Source organism: Saccharothrix sp. 6-C (genome assembly GCF_016695385.1).
Lineage (GTDB): Bacteria > Actinomycetota > Actinomycetes > Mycobacteriales > Pseudonocardiaceae > Actinosynnema > Actinosynnema texasense.
Map to the genome: position 1 here is coordinate 3,640,223 of NZ_CP064192.1, position 16,579 is coordinate 3,656,801.

Sequence of the window (16,579 nt, forward strand, 5' to 3'; positions counted from 1 at the left end):
ACCGGACGGCCCTCCGTAACGACCCGGCCGCACCCGACGATCTTGCCCTCGACCCGGTCGTGCCGAGCCCGGTGCCGGAGCGGTGGACCACGCGGCCACGCCTCTCCTCTGCCCTGTCCGGCCCCCTTGCGGGCCGCCGAACCACCTGGGGAAGGACCCGCCGTGACCGATGTGCTGCCCGGTTCCGACAAAGCCGCCTCGAACCCCGCCGGCAACGCCGCCGAGGACGCCGTCGCGAACCCCGCCGAGAGCGCCGTCGACCGCGACGCCGTCGAACGGGAGCGGGCGAAGCTGCGGGAGTTCGTCGCGGGGTTGAGCGGGGACGACATCAAGTCGGGCGGTTGGTTCACGAAGCTCTGCGCCCAGGCGTTGCGGTCCTACGCCGGGAAAGCCGACTGGGAGTACTTCCAGGAGAAGTACCAGGGCGTGCCCGCGGACGGCATCGTCGGGCAGCAGATCGCCCTGGCGGCGAAGTACGCCATGCTCGAAGGCGGGATCTCCGCCGGCGCCTACGCCGCGACGATCGCCGCGACCGTGGGGTCCTTGGGCGGCGCCAGCCCTCTCACCGTGCCGGCCGGTGTCGCCACGTTCATGGTCGACCTGACGTTCATCACCCAGCTGCAGCTGCGCCTGGCGCACGACATCGCGGTGATCTACCGGATCCCCCTGGACGTGGACGACCCCGAGGACATGATGAAGCTCGTCCGGGTGGCATTCGGCATCAAGGCCGGCGAAGTCGCGCGCGGCAGCCTGAAGTTCGTGCCCGGCCTGGTCCGGCAGGTGCTGAAGAAGTACTACTCCGGTTCGGTCCTCGCCGCCGCGAAGAGCCTTCCGCTCGTCGGGAAGCACCTCCTGCAGCGCAACATCATCAAGTTCGCCATCCCCGGCGTCGGGATCCCCGTCACCGTCCTGTTGAACCGCTACACGACCATCGCCGCGGGGCGTTACGCCAAATCCGTGTTCCGCGAGGAGGCGGAGGTGGTCGAACTCGCCGAGACACTGGTCCGGCGCACCGGGCACCTCCGGCTGGTGCTGTGGGTCGCGTGGCTCGTCATCAACGCGGACGGCGAGATCGGCGACGCCGAACGCCTGCTGTTCCAGCGGCTGACGCGGCTCGCCCGCGAGCGGCACCAGGTCGACGACGAGGAACTCGCCGCCGTCGTCGACCTCGACCCGGACGAGGTGTGGCGCCGCGTCGACGCCGAGCCGGGGGATCTCAGCGACGTCGTGCACGCCGCCGAACGGGTCGCCGCCGTCGACGGGGACCTCAACGCGCGGGAGGAAGCGGTCATCGCCGAACTGCGGGACCGCTGCGGACGGCGCTAGACCTCGCCCGCGGCGCGCTGCCGCCGCAACGAGTCCTCGGGGCGGCTACGACCCGGAGTCGACCGGGGCGGACCTCGCGGCGCGGACGGGCGTGGCCGGGACCGGCGCGAACTCCTGCGCCAGCTCCACCGCGGCCCGCGCCGGGTCACCGGCGAAGCGGCTGGGGAACGCGTCGCGCACCCGCCAGCCCGCGCCGCGCAGGGCACGCCACCGGGCCAGGTGCGCCGCCGCGCCGTCCGGGTGCGGCCGGGTGTCCAGGGCGACGGCCGACCCGCGTTCGCCCACCACCAGGTCGACCCGCCACTGACCGACCGGGTAGCCGGTGCGCGCCGCCAGGCCGAGGCCGGCCAGCTCCGCCGCCAACCGGGCGGTCCACTCGTCGGACGGCGCGACGCCCTCGGTCTCGGTCGGCGCCACCCCGGCGTGCCGCAGGTACTCGCCGACGAGCCCGACCGGTTCGGTGGCCGACGTGACGACGTGCGCCAGCCGCCGCGCCCGCGTGGTCAGCACGGCGAGCAGGTTGCGGTCGTTGGCGAAGCGCCAGGCGGCCGGCGGGTCGGCGTCGGTCAGCGCCAGGCTGATCACGACCTCGTCGAACTCCGAGCCCTGCACGCCGTGCACGGTGCCGACCCGCACCCCGCCCGCGGTGATCTCGTCAAGGCCGAGCCGGTCCAGCAGCGCCTGCTCCACCGCGTCGGCCTGCGCCCGGAACGGCGTCACGACGCCGATCGAGCGGGCGCCGGCGGCGATGCGGCGGCGCAGGTGCGCGAGCACCGCGTCCACCTCGACCGCGTTCACGCCCTTGTCGTCGCGCACGCCTTCGACGTGCTCGACGTCGATGCAGTCCACGTCCGCGACCGACGGGTGGGTGGTGAGCAGCGCGATCCGGCCCTCGTAGAACCGGGTCGCGGCGAACCCGATCAGGTGCGGCGCGCAGCGGTGGTGCTCGGTCAGCCAGTGCACACCGGCTGCCGCCGCGCCCGCGTCGAACAGGCTCACCTTCGGCACGTCCAGCCGGTCCGCCAACGACCCCGTGCCCTCCGCGGTCACCGCCTCGCGCACGGCCTGCTCGCCGACGAACGACACGTGCCGCAGCTGACGCGGGTCGCCGCCGATCACCGCCCGCCTGCCGCGCAGCAGCGCGGGCGCCGCCAGCGGCTGGTCGACGTGGCTCGCCTCGTCGATCACGACCAGGTCGAACGCGCCCGGCACGGCGGGCAGGATGTCCTCCACGTCGGCCAACGTCCCCACCCACAACGGCAAGGCCTGCACCAGGTCCGAGGGCGACACTCCCGCCAACGCCCGCCGCCGGGCCGCCCGGCCCGCTCTCAGCGCCGTCGCCAGCGCCGCCACCGCGCGCCGGGGCCCCGCGCCACGACGGCTGACCGCCAGGGCGGCCAGCCACGCGGCGATCGCGGCGTGCCCGCGCGCGTCCTCCTCGGCCAGCAGCCCGCGCAGGGCGTCCAGCGACGTGCCGCCGTTCGCGGCCACCCGGACCTGCGCGGCGGACTGCTCGGCGGCCCGCACCGCCGCCTCCAGGTCCGCCGCGGCCACATAGTCCGCCGCGCCCGCCGCCCGCCGTGCCGACCGGACCGCCCACCGCGTCCGCCACCCGCCGAACAGCCCGTGACGCGGTCGCAGCAGCCCGTGCAGCCGCTCGAAGTCGACGCCTTCGCCGAACGCGCGCGGCGCCACGACCCGGTGCGCCGGCATCAGCGCCTCGAACCGCACCGCCGCCTCGACCAGTTCCTCGTCCCGCAGCGCCTCGCGCACCGCGCGTTCGATCCGGGCCACCGCCGCGACGGCGTCGGTCCGGCTCCGGTCGAGCTGGTCCAGCTCTCCCCTCCCGGTGGTGGCGGCCAACCCGGCGCCCAGCTCGCGCGCCATCTCCTGCCGCAGCTCCGAGTCGCCGAACAGCACCGGCACCGGCCCGCCCGCGCGTCGCAACGCCTCGCCGAGCACGTCGGCGGCGTTGCGGGTCCGGCCGGCCAGCAGCACCGAACGGCCCGACGCGACCGCGTCCAGCGCGATGGCGGCCAGCGTGTGCGTCTTGCCGCTGCCCGGCGGCCCGCCGATCACGGTGACCGGCGCGGCGCGGGCCGCCAGCACCGCCGCCCGCTGGCTCGGGCTCAACGGCAACGGGCCGTGCACCACCTCGTCGTGCTCGCCGGGGGAGTCCTCGCCGGGGGAGTCCTCGACCGAGGAGTACAGCCCGGCCAACGCGGTCCGCTCCACGCCGGCGCGGCGTGCCCACGCGTAGAGCGAGGCGCCGCGTTCGGTGCTGACCACCGGCTCACCCGCGTGCAGCCCGGCCCCGGCCACCACGACCAGCTCGTCGCCGCCGATGAACCGGCGCGGGTCGTGGTCCGGTCCGAGCACCGGCACGTCGGCGAACCCGCTCGCGGTCAACGTCGCGCTGATCCACTCCTCGTCCCTGGCCAGCCGCGTCTCCAGCTCCGCAGCCTCGGACCAGTCGGCCAGCAGCGGGAACACGCCCACGTCGCCGGCGACGTGGAACGCGTAGCCGCGCCGACCCGCGGGGTGCAGCCGGACCGGCCGGGAGACCAGCGGCAGGCACACCCGCCTGCGCCGACCGTTCACCGTCGCCGGCCCGCACAGGAAGGCCCAGCCCAGCCGCAGCAGCCGTTCTTCCCGGTGCAGCGCGTCGAACGACGCCAACCGGTCGACGGTCTCCCGCTGGTCGGCCCGCGCCGTCCACGGCGCGGGCGTCGAGGCGGCCGGGTCCGAGGTGCGGGTGAGGGTCTGCCACGCGGACTCGTCCGCGCCCAGCCACACCAGCCCGGCCGTCCTGGTCAGGTCGAGCTGGACCCGCTGCGGCTGCTCGGAGGCGCTGAGACGGGCCAGCGTGCGCAGCACGGCGGGAACGGTCACGGGGAAATCCTGCCACCCGGGTCCGACAACGGGACCGGGGTCAGGCGCGACCGGTGAAGACCGCGAAGCTCGGGCTGCGGCGCAGCGGACCCCAGAACTCCTCGCCGCGCCCGTCCTCGGGGACCACGGTCGCCCGCCGCGTGACGCCGCGCAGCCCGGCGCGGGTCAACGCGGCCTCGATGACACCGCCGAGCCAGTAGAACGAGTCGAAGTCGAACGGCGGGTCGCCGAGCACGCGCACCACCACCGGCTGCCGCGCGCCGCCCGGCCCGGTGCGGATCACCTCGTAGCCGTAGCGGGCGTAGTCGGCGAGCACGTCCCAGTCCGGGTCGGGGTTGGGCACCAGCACGGCGAGCGTGCCGCCGGGTGCGAGGTTGGCGCGCAGGTTGCCGATCATCCGGTCGAGCGCGGCCTCGTCCTCGGCGTACCCGAGCAGCCAGATCGCGGTCACCACGTCGAAGACGCCCAGCACCGGCAGGGCGTCGGCGTCGTGCCGGTGGTAGGTGATGCCGAGCGGAGCGCGCCTCTCCGCCTCGCGGGCGTGGGAGACCATCTCGTTCGCCGAGTCGACGCCGACCACCGGGTCCGCGCCGAGGCGGCGGAACTCGCGCGGGTAGAAGCCGGTGCCGCAGGCCACGTCGAGCACCGATCTCCCGCGCAGGTCGGGCAACGCGGCCAGCAGCGTGGCGCGTTCGGCCAACCCGGTCGGGATGTGCTTGGTGCGCTCGTAGAGCTCGCCGAGCGCGTCGTACTGGTCGTCCGATTCCGCCATGCCCGCGACCTTATGGCCGACCGTAGAGCCCCGGATAGCCGCAACCGGTGAAGTGGTCGGCGAAGGGGCGGATCGCGGCGCTGAGCCGGATCAGCGCGCCGTCGCGTTCCAGAGCCCGCTGGATCACGGGCTGGTGGCCGGGGTGCGCGCCGAGCGCCACGACCACCTCGGCGACGTTCTCGGCCTTCACGACCTCGCCGATCGGCGCGAGGCACTCCCGCACGGCGGCCGCGTCGGTGCGGGCGATCCGGCGGCCGAGGCCGGCCATCCGGGCGGGGTCGGCCGCCAGCGCCGCGGTGAACCCCGGCAGCGCGACCTCGTCCCGGGCCAGGTCGCCGAAGTCCGCCAGCAGCGCCAACGACAGCATCTCGTACGCGCTGCGGATCCGCTCGGCCCCGATCGACTGGGTGTCGACGCGGAACGCCCGGATCAGCCGTTCGGCGACCGCGGCCACGTCCCGCCGGCGCACGATGCCGTCCGCGTTGGCGTCGAACAACCGGAGCCGGCGCGCGAATCTTGTGCCGAGGTCACCGTCTTCCATGACCCCATCGCGATCCATGGCGCGCCCCCTGGACCCGAGTTTATGGGACCAGGACACCAGTGCCACTACCCGATGGGATGAATGCCGCTTCGCGAAGAAGTGGGCGCGGACCGCCGGCGCACTTCCGTCCTGGTGGCCCTGTACCGGCGGCCCCGACCCCGGCACACTGGAGAGCGGTGACGCTTCCCCCGTCGCCCGACACCAGGGGGGAACGCGCATGACCAGGTACGGGGCGGCGTTGGCCGCCGCCGAGCGTGGCTGGCCCGTGGTGCCGTTGCGCCCGCACGGGAAGACGCCCGCGCTGCGCGGCTGGGACGACGAAGCGACCGTGGACCGCGACCGGATCAGGCAGTGGTGGTCCCGGCGGCCCTACAACGTCGGCATCTCGTGCGGCCCGGCCGGGTTGCTCGTGGTCGACCTCGACGTGCCGCACGGCCGCGAGGCGTTCGCCCGCCGGGCCTGGCAGCACGGCGACGAGGACCCGCGCGACACCTACACGGTGGCCACGCCCAGCGGGGGAGAGCACCGCTACTTCCAGGCGCCGGACGTGCCGCTGGGCAACACCGCCGGCCGGATCGCGCCGCACGTCGACACGCGGGGCGTCGGCGGGTACGTGGTCGCGGCCGGTTCCCTGCTCGGCGAGCACCGGTACCGGGTGGTGCGGGACGCGCCGGTCGCGCCCGCACCGGGGTGGCTGGTCGCCGTGCTGACCCCGCCGCCCCGGGAGGACCTGCCGATCCCGGCCCAACGGCCCTCGCCGCGCCGGGTCGACGCCTACCGCGCCGCCGTGGTGGAGGGCGAGGCGGAACGCGTCCGCGAAGCACGCCCCGGCGCACGCGCGCACATTCTGTTCACCGCCGCGTGCCGGCTCGGCGAACTCGTCGGCGCGGGCTGGCTGGACGAGACCACCGCGATGGCGGTGCTGCTGGCCGCCGCCGCGAGGCACGACGGCGTCGAGGGCTGGACCGGGCGCGAGGCGCTGCACCACGTGGAGAACGGCATCGCGCTCGGCCGCCGGCAGCCGCGCGTGCTCCGGTGACGTCGACCGCGTGCCCCTGACGGCGGGAAAGCGCCGGTTCGGCCCCGACCGACCCGGCCACGGGTGCGCCGAGATCGGTCGCGACGGACGTTCCGCCGGTCGGCCGGCGCCGCCTCGCCTCGTGGCGGTCACTCCTCCGGCACGTCGTCGCCGTCGCGGTCGGCCCACTCCAGCAACGGCTCCAGCGAGAACACCGCGTCGTCGATCCCGGCGTGCAGGTCACCCAGCTCCGCGAACCGCGCGGGCACCGTGGCGATGGTGAAGTCCCGCGGGTCCAGCGAGTCGATCTCGTCCCACCGCACCGGCGTGGACACGGTCGCCTCCGGCACGCCGCGCACCGAGTAGGCGCTGGCGATCGTGTGGTCGCGCGCGTTCTGGTTGTAGTCGACGAACAGGCTGCGCGGGTCGCGGTCGCGCCGCCACCACGCCGTGGTCACGTCGTCGGGCGCGCGCCGCTCCACCTCGCGGGCGAACGCCAGCGCCGCCCGCCGCACGTCGGCGAACCCCCACTCGGGCTTGATCCGCACGTAGACGTGCAGCCCGGACCCGCCCGACGTCTTCGGCCAGCCCACCGCGCCCAGCTCGGCCAGCACCTCGTGCGCCACGTGCGCGACCCGCCGCACCCGGTCGAACGGGCAGTCCGGCATCGGGTCGAGGTCGATGCGCCACTCGTCGGGCTTCTCCGTGTCGGCGGCGCGCGAGTTCCACGGGTGGAACTCCACCGTCGACATCTGCACCGCCCACACCACGTCCGCCAAGTCGGTCACGCACAGCTCGTCGGCGTGCCGGTCGTACCGGGGGAAGTGCACGCGCACGGTCCGCACCCACGGCGGCGCGCCGCCGGGCAGCCGCTTCTGGTGCACCTTCTCCCCGGCCACGCCGGACGGGAAGCGGTGCATCATGCACGGCCGCTCGCGCAGCGCGCGCACGATGCCGTCGCCGACCGACAGGTAGTAGTTGGCGAGGTCGAGCTTGGTCTCCCCGCGTGCGGGGAAGTAGACGCGATCCGGGTTCGAGATCCGCACGACGCGGTCCCCGACCTCCAGCTCCACCGAAGGCACCTTTCCGGCCATGCGGGCAAACCTAACCCGGATCGCGTCGGTCAGCGCGTCACCAGCCTCCTCTCGCGGTTCGTGGCGGCGATCACGACGGCCGCCACGGCGACGGCGGCACCCAGGAGGGGCACGGCCGGCGCGGCCACCGCGCCGCCGAGCACCCCCGCGCCCGCGATGCCCGTGTAGATGGCGGACGCGTTCAGGGCCAGCAGCAGGTTCGCCCGGTCCGGGTCCACCGCCACCAGCGCCGCGAACAGGGGAGGGTTGAACGCCCAGAACAACGCGCCCCACGCGGCCATCACCGCGTACGCCGTCGGCCCGGCCAGCAGGGCCGGCAGCACCACGAGCACCGCCGCGCAACCGCCCAGCGCCACCAACAACGGCGTGCGCGACCCGTGGCGGTCGGCCGCCACGCCGCCGATCGCGTTGCCCAGCACGCCGCCGACGCCGTAGGCGAGCAGGTGACCGCTGTCGGGCGGCTGCCCGGTGATCGGCCCCAGGTAGCCGTAGACGCTGAACGTGGCCAGGCAGGCCAGCAGCGACACGGCCAGCAGCCGTCGCACGGGCGGGTCGGCCAGCGGCGCGAGCCGCTGCCGGAACCCGACCGCCGGTCCCGGGCGCACCGGCGGCACGGCGGACCGCACCACCAGCGCCGCGACCACGCACAGCGCCGCCACCAGCACGAACGACGCCCGGTAGCCGAACCGGTCGGCGACCAGCCGCCCGGCCGGCACGCCCAGCAGCGTGGCCGCGGTCAGGCCCGCCGTCACCACCGCCATCGCCTTGGCCTTGTGCCCGGGGTTCAGCTGCGCGGCGACCGCCGTGGCCGCCGGGGTCGCCAGCGCCGCCCCGAACGCCGTGAGCACGCGGGCGACCAGCAGCAGGTCCAACGTCGGCGCCAGCGCCGCGCCGACGTTGCCCAGCGCCGCGACCGACAGGGCAGCCACCAGCAGCGCCCGCCGTTCGAACCGCGCGGTGAGCATCGCCAGCACGGGCGAGCCGACCGCGTAGGCCAGGGCGAACGCGGTGATCGTCTGGCCCGCCGCGGCGGTGGTGACGCCGTGGTCGGCCGCGACCTCGGTCAGCACCGCCGCGACCACGTACCCGCTGGACCCCGCCGCCACCGTCGTCGCGGCGAGCGCGGCGGTCCGGGCGCGCATCAGGACACCAGTCGGGGCGGGGCCGGGGTCAGGTAGGCGGTCAGGTCGGGTGGGCGGCGGCCGGTGAACGCCACCCGGTAGACGGTCTCCCGCACGAGGGCCACCGGTCTGCCCGCGCTGAGCAGGGTGGCCTGGCACCACAGGGCGGGCACGTCGTCGGGGTCGTCGGGCAGCGGGTCGGCGAAGTCGGGGTCGTCGGGCGCACGGGTGGTGCTCGCGTAGTGCGTGGCCCGGTGGGCTCCGGTGACCAACATGCCGAGCGGGGTGTAGCCGCGGGCCAGCTCGTCGCGGCCGGGCTCGTCCAGCTCGAGGCCGCGCTGGTGCACCAGCGCGGTGATCGCGGCGAGGCGCGGGCCGTGGTCGCCCAGGTGGGGCACCAGGTAGCCCTCGCGCCGGGTCACCGCGGTGTGCGGCGGTAAGCCGAGCAGGTGGGCCTGTCGGGGGGTGAGGTGGTGCCGGGCGTCGGGTTGCCGGGGGTCGCGGCGCAGGCGGTAGCCCACCCACAGGGACAGCACGCGGGTGAAGGGGACGGGTACGTCGCGCAGGAACCTGGCCATGGTCTCGGCCCTGGCTCCTGCCTCGTCCGCGTGGTCGGCGGTTACTGAGTTGATCATCGGGGTGCACCTTCCGGTGAGGCCGCACGTGGGGTGGTGCGGGCGTCGGTGCGATGGACACCACGATGAGGCCGCATTGATGCGGAGACATCGGTCGGGTGACGTAGAAGATCGTGAATTCATTCCACTGTGGACAACGTGACGCGAGCTCGGTTTCACACCTGTGACTCACCGTCGACCCGGCCCGCCCGATCGCGGAACGACACCGCCGGTCGGGCCACGGCGGCCGGGAACGGCGTACCGGCCACCGCATACCGCCAGGCCGGCGTCTTGACCGACTCGGCGACCGCACGGCGCCGATCAGGCGGATCCGGCTCCACGTCGGCGCCTGTCGTGCCCCCGCTGCGACGTGTTCTCGGCGTCGTGGAACGAACCGGGCAGGTCGGCGTCGGTCACGCCCCTCCGCCCGTGGCGCGGTCCGGGATGACCGCCCGCCCCACGGCGCCCACCCCGGTGCCGGCGGAGGTGATCATCCCACCGGACGGGTCCCACACCGCCGACCGGCCCGCCGTCGACTCGTACCCCTCGCCCGTCGGGCCCGCAAAACTCGCGATCGCCACCCACACGCCGTGCCCGAGCGCGATCCGCCGCGCTCGTTCCTCCACCACACCCGCGTCCCACGCGTGCTCCAACACCCCGGCCGCGTACACGTCCACGCCCAACGCCACCGTGTCCGCCACGTGCCGAGGAACGCCGGTGTCCTTGCACACCGCCAACCCGAGCCGCACCCCGTCGACCTCGACGACCGCCGGTGCGTCACCGGGCCGGAAGCGCACCGCCTCCCGGCCGCCGAGCCACATCTTCCGGTACGCCACCCGCACACCGGCGCCGGACACCTCCAGCACCCCGATGTTCGGCCCACCGACAGGACCGCCGCCCCAACCACTGCCGGCCCCACCCGAGCCGCCGAACGCCCCGCCGACCGGCGCACCCGCGAACGCCACAGTCCCCGTCTCGGCGCACGCCCGCACCAACGGCCGCACCAACTCGAACGGCACCACCGGCGCGTCGAAGTGGTACCCGGTCAGCGACAGCTCCGGGAACACCACCACCCGCGCCCCGGCCGCGCGCACCGCCTCGACGTGCGCCGCCACGTTGGCGGCCACGTCATAAGGGGTGATCACCCGACGACCCTAACGCGGCAGGTTCGCCCGGACCCACCCGATGACGCGCAGGCCGACCGCCGGCGCGCCTTCGCCGCCGTCCCACCCCACCGGCAGCGGCGGCCGGTGCCCGGCCGCGACCTCCATGACCTCCCGCACCTCCCGCAACCCCGGCACCCCGTCCTCCTCGGTGACGGCCAGGACGTCCTCCGCGACGGTGGTCCGGACACCGCGGACCAGGCAGTGGTAGCGCAACGCGTTGAGCACGTGCCGCGACGACAACCAGGACGCCCGGACCGGGTCGCGGACCCCTTCGGCGGCGGTGAGCTGCGTCCACAGCACCGCCCGCGCGTCCTGCAACCACGGCCCGGCCACCGCCCGCAGCGCCGGGACCGACGGCCACGTCACGCCCGCCTCGCCCAGGTCGCCCAGGTCGGGGTGGCACTCGGACAGCAGGCGGGCCCGGAGCAGCGGCGAGTCCGCGACGGCGGCCGCGGTGTCGACGTTGACCCGCAGCCCGGTCAGGTGCCGGTGCATCTCCCGGGCCAGGCGGGGCCACCCCGGACCGTCCTTCTCGACCACGACGGTCAGGTCGACGTCACTGTGCCGGGTGAGGGTGTTCGGGGACAGGAACGAACCGGTCAGGGCTGCGGCGCGCACCCCGGGCTCGCCCACGAGCCAGGAGCGCGCCCACTCGGCCACCTCGACCGGTTCGAGCGACGGGGGACCTTGCCCGAGCCGGAGGTCGCGCTCCGCGGCGCGCGCCTCGTCCTGGGGCCGGGCGGTCACGGGGCTCGTCGGGTCCCGCGGCCGGATGGTCACGCGGGTCGCGGGCCCGAGCATTCCGCGCACCGCGGCGGCGATCACCGCGGTGGTGCGCGGTGGGACCGGCGTGGCGGCGTCGTGCCGCACGACCACGGTCCCGGCGCCGTCCTGCACGACGTCCGCGCCCGGCAGGTCCAGCTGGGTGAACAGCTTGGCCAGGTCGAGAGCGGTGGCCCGCCGGCCCGCTCCCGCCCGCGACGCGCGTCACCCGTGAGCCGTCCAACCGGAAACGCCGACCTGCCGGTCCGCGCGAGCAGGAACCGCCCCGTCCAGCAGCTCGAGCACGACGCCGGGGAGGCGCACTAGTGCGCCTCCCCGGCGGGCTCAGCGCGGCACCTTCGCCCAGTCGACGTCCGAGGCCAGGTAGAAGCCGGGGTACGCGGGCTGGTTGTAGGCGGTCTGCTGCCGGGCCACGTCCACCCGGTACTGCGGGTCCTGCATCAGCGTGTACAGCTTGTGGCCGGTGACCTCCGTGCTCAGGTGCACCCGCAACGCCGTGCTGTCCGCCGTGCGCACCACCAGCTCCTCCCGCCAGTCGCCCAGCACGTCCGCGACCAGCGCCGGGTTGCCCTTGGTCCCGTTGTTGGTCCGCGTCCCGTCAGCCGTCAGCACGGTCCCGCGCCGCCAGTCCTTGATCGTCGGCGTCACGTCCTGCGCGCCGTCGACGATCTGGGTGGTCAGGTCGGCCGCCCACCGGATGCTCGCGTTCGTGCCCGGGATGGCCGTGGACAGCGGCCGTCCGTCCGCCGACCACAGGCCCGCCGCGTCGGTGCCGCCCGGCAGCGACGCCCACGTCTCCAGGCCCGGCTCGTCCGGCAGCACGTCGCCGACCATGCCGCGCCCGGTGTCCCGCCCGGTGTACCCGCCGTAGATCACCGCACCGGTGGCCGCGTCGCGCAGCGCGTAGCCGTAGGGTGCCGAAGTCGCGCCTTCGTGCACCATGTAGATCTCCAGCCCCGGTCGGGCCGGGTCGATGTCGGTCACGTGCAGCGCGTCGCCGTGCCCGAGCCGCGCCACCGCGCCGGGGTTCGCGCTGCCCGGCGGCAGCACGGCCGACGAGTTGTAGAGCACCTTGCCGTCGTGGTCGACGGTCGACGCCCCGTACACGATCTCCTGCTTGCCGTCGCCGTCCACGTCCGCCGCGCTCAGCGAGTGCGCGCCCTGCGTGGTCAGGCCGCCGTGCGTCGGCGACGTGCCGTCCTGCCCGTGCACCGGGTAGTTGAACGGGTTGCTCATCGGCACCCAGCCGCTGTCGACGAACCAGTCCTTGACCAGCTTGCGGCCGTTCCACCGGTACGCGGCCAGCGTCGTGCGCGTGTAGTAGCCGCGGGCGAAGACCGCCGACGGCCGCTTGCCGTCCAGGTACGCGACACCGGCCAGGAAGCGGTCCACCCGGTTGCCCGGCTCGATCCGGCCCAGCGCGTAGTCGCCCCACATGAGGCCGTCGTCGTGCCGGCCCGGCTCGTACCGCGCGGTCTCCAGCTCACGGCCGGACCTGCCGTCGAACACGGTCAGGTACTCCGGCCCGTCGACGATGAACCCGGCGAAGGCGCGCAGGTTGTTGCGGGCGCTGCGACTCGGCGCGTAGACGTCCATGAAGTGGTCGGCCAACGCCCGCGCGTCCGCCTCGGACAACGGGTAGGCGTACCGCACGGGGATGCCGAACGCCTGCTCCAGCGTGGCGGGCCACCGCCCCGCCACCACCTCGGGGTGCTCGTGCCAGCCCCGGAACACCTCCACGACGTGCTCGTAGTAGCCCGCGGCGCTGAGCCGGTAGTCGTCGCTGTGGGAGTAGCCCGCGCGCACGTCCTCGCGCGGCATCGTGACGTACCGCTCCGACACCGCGTTCCCGCGCCGGTCGTACGTCGTCACCTTGGTGCCCGGCGCGGTCTTCATCATCATCTCCGAGCGGCCGTCGCCGTCGAAGTCGTAGACCAGGAACTGCGTGTAGTGCGCGCCGGACCGGATGTTCACGCCCAGGTCCACGCGGTGCAGCAACGTGCCGTCGAACCGGTAGGTGTCGACGTAGGTCGGCCCGGTGTAGCCGATCTGCGAGACGTCCTTGCTGTTCGACGGGTCCCACTTCACCACGTACTCGTAGCTGCCGTCGCCGTCCACGTCGCCGACGCTGACGTCGTTGGCCGAGTAGGTGTACGCCTCGCCGGCCGGCGTCACGCCGTCGGCGGGTTTGCGCAGCGGCAGGTCGTAGGACCCGCCCGCCCACGGTGTCACGGGCTCGCTCGCCTCGCCCTGCCGGCCGCGCACCACCGGCGCGACCCGGTACTGCGAGCCGCCTTCGGTGTCGAGGTAGTTGGTGCTGTCGGTGACCGTGGCGATGCGGCGGCCGTCGCGGTAGACCGCGAACGCCGGGCCGGCCAGGCCCGTGCCGGTGTGGCCGGTGACCTCGTGGCGCAGCAGCCGCCAGCTCAGGAACACCCCGCCCTCGGTGCGCGCGGCGACCAGGCCGCGGTCGAGGCGTTCGAGCCGCGGGCCGTCGGGGGTGGCCGAGGCCGGGGAGGAGACGGGTGACGTGCTCAGGACGAGCGCTAGGGCCGCCAGCGCGGCGGGCAGGGGTCTGACGCGGGTCATCTGCGTCCTCCAATGGGCGCGACGGTGCGCGAGGTACGTGATGACGCCACACAATGAACCGTTTCAACACGAAAGGCAAGGCCGAATCCACACGAGATGCGCCTTCGGCGAAGTCCTCTTTGCGGCGCAGGAAAGTCTTGCTTGACGCCGTAATAGGGGTCACCTAGCGTGGTTGAACCGATTCAACCGAAGGGTGAGGGTGATGGGACGAGTGTCTCGCGGCGGCGCGGGCGGCCCGCTGGTCGGGCAGGTGTCGCCGACCGTCGCGGCCGGCCGGCTCGCGGGCGCCACGCACTCCGGCTGGGTCCGGTGATCGGGGCGGCCCCGGCCGCCGAGCCGTCGCGCGACGGGGCGGGCCACGCGCACCCGGCGGCCGCGGTGGGGCGCCGGTGACGCCGCGCGCGGTGCCGCGGGTGGTGCTCGCCGGCGCGGCCGGCTACGGGCGGCTGTACCTGCGGGAGATCGCCGCGTTGGAGGCCGAGGGCCGGGTGCGGCTGACCGGCGTGTGCGAGGTGGACCCGCTCGACGGCGAGGCGCGCCGGCTCGTCGGCGACCGGCCGGTGGACGCCGACCTGTCGACGCTGCTGCGCGACGCGGACATCGGCATCGTCTCCACCCCCATGCACACGCACGTGCCGTTGGCGCGTCAGGTGCTGGACGCGGGCGCGCACCTGCTGCTGGAGAAACCGCCCACGCCGACCCTCGCCGACTGGCACGACCTGGTGGGCCGGGCCGCGGGCAGGCCGGTCCAGGTCGGCTTCCAGAGCCTCGGCTCGCACGCGGTGCGCCGGCTGGCCCTGCTGATGCGCTCCGGCGCGTTGGGCGAGATCCGGGGCATCGGCGTGCGCGGCACGTGGTCGCGTGACGACACCTACTTCACCCGTGCGCCGTGGGCGGGCCGGCGCACGCTCGACGGCCTGCCGGTGGTGGACGGCGCCCTGACCAACCCGTTCGCGCACGGCGTCGCGACCGCGTTGGCCCTGGACGGCAGCACGGGCGTGGACGACGTGCGCGACATCGAGCTGGAGCTGCTGCGCTCCCGGGACATCGAGGCCGACGACACCTCCTGCCTGCGGCTGCGCACCCGCAACGGCACGGTCGTCGTGGTCGCGGTGACGCTGTGCGCGGAGGTGGTCCGGGAACCGGTGATCGTCGTGCACGGCAGCCGCAAGCGCGCCGAGCTGCACTACACCGAGCACCGGTTGGTGATCGACGGCATCGAGGAGCGGCACCGCCACGACTCGCCGCTGCGCAACCTGCTGGACCACCTGGAGGACCCGGCCGTGCCGTTGCAGGCGCCGCTGGCCGCGACCGGTGCGTTCACCCGCGTGCTGGAGGCCGTCCGCACCGCGCCGGACCCCGTGCCGATCGACCCCGCCTGGCTGCGCCGCAACGGCAAGCGGGTGGACGTCGACGGCGTGGACCACGTGGTGGCCAAGGCCGCCGAGCACCTGCGCACGTTCGCCGAGCTGGAGGTGCCGTGGTCGCCGCTGGGCCGGGTGGCCCGGCACGGCTGGGACGGCGCCCGGCTGCCGCTGGTCGTGCCGCGACCGGCGCTGCACCCGGTGCGCACGCTCGGCGGGGTCGTGGTCACCGGCGAGCACCCGGAGGACCACCCGTGGCACCGGGGCATCGGCCTCGCGCTGCCCGACGTGAACGGGGTCAACCTGTGGGGCGGGCGCAACTACGTCCCTGGGCGGGGCTACGTGCCGGGCGAGCTGGGCCGGGTCGAGGAGACCGGACCCGGCGAGCTCGCGTGGTGCGACTCCGCGGGCGCGGTCCTGCTGCGGGAACGCCGCCGCGTCCGCCGCCGGGCGGTCGCCGACGGCTGGGAGCTGGAGTGGACCAGCGTGCTCACCGCGGTGGGCGACGTGGTGCTGCACAGCCCGGGCAGCAAGGGTCGGGAGGGCGCGGGCTACGGCGGCTGGTTCTGGCGGCTGCCCGACCTCGACCCGCTGTCCGTGCGGGTCTACAGCCCCCACGGCGCCGGCGAGGCGGAGGTCAACGGCCGGGCCGCGCCGTGGCTGGCGGTCGTGGTCGGCGATCCCGTGCGCCCGTGGACGGCCGTGGTGTCCGGTCCGACCGACCCGTGGTTCGTGCGGGTCGGCCGGTACCAGGGCATCGGCTCGGCGCTCGCCTGGGACGCGCCGGTGGTGCTCGGGCCCGGGCAGGAACGGGAGATCGTCGTGCGGGTGGCGTTCTACGACGGCGTGCGCCCGCCGTGAGGGACACGTGGTGAGGGGGCACGCCGCGTGCCGACAGACGTCGTTGTGAAGGTTCCAGTCTCGGAGGTCGACGTGCGACGGATCTGCTTCCTGCTCCGGGTGCGCCCGGAACGGCTGGAGGAGTACCGGGAGCGGCACCGCGAGGTGTGGCCGGAGATGCGGGAGGCGCTGCGGGAGACCGGGTGGGGCAACTACAGCCTCTTCCTGGCCGACGACGGGTTGCTGGTCGGCTACCTGGAGACCCCGGACTGGGACGCCGCCCAGCGGGGCATGCGCGACCGCGAGGTGAACGACCGGTGGCAGGCCGAGATGGCCGAGTTCTTCACCGCGCTGGACGGCAGGCAGCCCGACGAGGCCATGAGGCCGCTGACGGAGGTCTTCCACCTCGACTGAGCCGGGCGGGGCGTGCCGGTCACGGGGGAGCGGTGTCTCTCCGGT

14 protein-coding genes are annotated in these 16,579 nt (G+C 74.8%); 4 read left to right on the plus strand and 10 right to left on the minus strand.

From position 1 onward, the window contains the following. Positions 1–162: 162 nt before the first annotated feature. A complete protein-coding gene (locus IOD16_RS15555; protein WP_201440629.1) occupies positions 163–1,326 on the plus strand; it encodes a hypothetical protein in 1,164 nt (387 codons plus the stop codon). A 45-nt stretch (positions 1,327–1,371) separates the two neighbouring features. Here the strand turns inward: IOD16_RS15555 and IOD16_RS15560 are convergent, their stop codons facing one another. Genes IOD16_RS15560 through IOD16_RS15570 form a run of 3 tightly spaced genes read right to left on the minus strand, consistent with a single transcriptional unit; the run spans position 1,372 to position 5,531 of the window. Continuing rightward, entirely contained in the window at positions 1,372–4,218 is a 2,847-nt protein-coding gene (locus tag IOD16_RS15560) for a DEAD/DEAH box helicase (RefSeq protein ID WP_201440630.1), read from the minus strand. Positions 4,219–4,258: 40 nt separating this feature from the next. Further along, on the minus strand, positions 4,259–4,990 hold the full coding sequence (locus tag IOD16_RS15565; RefSeq protein ID WP_201440631.1) for a class I SAM-dependent methyltransferase: 732 nt from the start codon (positions 4,988–4,990) through the stop codon (positions 4,259–4,261). A 10-nt stretch (positions 4,991–5,000) separates the two neighbouring features. After that, the gene (locus tag IOD16_RS15570) at positions 5,001–5,531 is read right to left on the minus strand and encodes a hypothetical protein (RefSeq protein WP_201440632.1); all 531 of its coding nucleotides are present in this window, start codon (positions 5,529–5,531) and stop codon (positions 5,001–5,003) included. 217 nt (positions 5,532–5,748) lie between these two features. Between IOD16_RS15570 and IOD16_RS15575 the strand changes: the two genes are divergently transcribed. Then, complete coding sequence (locus tag IOD16_RS15575) at positions 5,749–6,570, plus strand: bifunctional DNA primase/polymerase (protein ID WP_201440633.1); 822 nt, start codon at positions 5,749–5,751, stop codon at positions 6,568–6,570. Positions 6,571–6,698: 128 nt separating this feature from the next. Here the strand turns inward: IOD16_RS15575 and ligD are convergent, their stop codons facing one another. From ligD to IOD16_RS41270, 7 genes are all read right to left on the minus strand, one after another. Beyond that, positions 6,699–7,643, minus strand: a complete 945-nt coding sequence (gene ligD / locus IOD16_RS15580) for a non-homologous end-joining DNA ligase (RefSeq protein WP_123741420.1) — start codon at positions 7,641–7,643, stop codon at positions 6,699–6,701. Between the two features lie 29 nt (positions 7,644–7,672). Continuing rightward, positions 7,673–8,785: an MFS transporter gene (locus IOD16_RS15585; RefSeq protein ID WP_123741421.1), complete on the minus strand. Its 1,113-nt coding sequence runs from the start codon at positions 8,783–8,785 to the stop codon at positions 7,673–7,675. Further along, the gene (locus tag IOD16_RS15590) at positions 8,785–9,399 is read right to left on the minus strand and encodes a hypothetical protein (RefSeq protein WP_148088659.1); all 615 of its coding nucleotides are present in this window, start codon (positions 9,397–9,399) and stop codon (positions 8,785–8,787) included. The genes IOD16_RS15585 and IOD16_RS15590 overlap by 1 nt, the downstream gene beginning before the upstream one ends. 155 nt (positions 9,400–9,554) lie before the next feature. Beyond that, a complete protein-coding gene (locus tag IOD16_RS41495; RefSeq protein WP_201440634.1) occupies positions 9,555–9,719 on the minus strand; it encodes a hypothetical protein in 165 nt (54 codons plus the stop codon). Between the two features lie 72 nt (positions 9,720–9,791). Then, on the minus strand, positions 9,792–10,523 hold the full coding sequence (locus IOD16_RS15600; protein WP_201440635.1) for a carbon-nitrogen hydrolase family protein: 732 nt from the start codon (positions 10,521–10,523) through the stop codon (positions 9,792–9,794). A gap of 9 nt (positions 10,524–10,532) precedes the next feature. After that, the gene (locus IOD16_RS15605; RefSeq protein ID WP_201440636.1) at positions 10,533–11,441 is read right to left on the minus strand and encodes a hypothetical protein; all 909 of its coding nucleotides are present in this window, start codon (positions 11,439–11,441) and stop codon (positions 10,533–10,535) included. Between the two features lie 210 nt (positions 11,442–11,651). Beyond that, positions 11,652–13,916: a rhamnogalacturonan lyase gene (locus IOD16_RS41270; protein ID WP_201440637.1), complete on the minus strand. Its 2,265-nt coding sequence runs from the start codon at positions 13,914–13,916 to the stop codon at positions 11,652–11,654. A gap of 389 nt (positions 13,917–14,305) precedes the next feature. Between IOD16_RS41270 and IOD16_RS15615 the strand changes: the two genes are divergently transcribed. Together IOD16_RS15615 and IOD16_RS15620 are read left to right on the plus strand one after the other, a co-directional pair. Next, positions 14,306–16,141: a DUF6807 family protein gene (locus IOD16_RS15615; RefSeq protein WP_201440638.1), complete on the plus strand. Its 1,836-nt coding sequence runs from the start codon at positions 14,306–14,308 to the stop codon at positions 16,139–16,141. A 72-nt stretch (positions 16,142–16,213) separates the two neighbouring features. Next, a complete protein-coding gene (locus IOD16_RS15620; protein WP_123747687.1) occupies positions 16,214–16,534 on the plus strand; it encodes an L-rhamnose mutarotase in 321 nt (106 codons plus the stop codon). The last annotated feature ends 45 nt before the right edge of the window (positions 16,535–16,579 follow it).

What these genes read in the sequence shown, in the direction of transcription:
- IOD16_RS15575 (WP_201440633.1), top strand. Translation starts at nt 5,749, where the DNA reads ATGACCAGGTACGGGGCGGCGTTGGCCGCCGCCGAGCGTGGCTGGCCC.
- IOD16_RS15570 (WP_201440632.1), bottom strand. Translation starts at nt 5,531, where the DNA reads ATGGAAGACGGTGACCTCGGCACAAGATTCGCGCGCCGGCTCCGGTTG.
- ligD (WP_123741420.1), bottom strand. Translation starts at nt 7,643, where the DNA reads ATGGCCGGAAAGGTGCCTTCGGTGGAGCTGGAGGTCGGGGACCGCGTC.
- IOD16_RS41270 (WP_201440637.1), bottom strand. Translation starts at nt 13,916, where the DNA reads ATGACCCGCGTCAGACCCCTGCCCGCCGCGCTGGCGGCCCTAGCGCTC.
- IOD16_RS15585 (WP_123741421.1), bottom strand. Translation starts at nt 8,785, where the DNA reads ATGCGCGCCCGGACCGCCGCGCTCGCCGCGACGACGGTGGCGGCGGGG.
- IOD16_RS15565 (WP_201440631.1), bottom strand. Translation starts at nt 4,990, where the DNA reads ATGGCGGAATCGGACGACCAGTACGACGCGCTCGGCGAGCTCTACGAG.
- IOD16_RS15590 (WP_148088659.1), bottom strand. Translation starts at nt 9,399, where the DNA reads ATGATCAACTCAGTAACCGCCGACCACGCGGACGAGGCAGGAGCCAGG.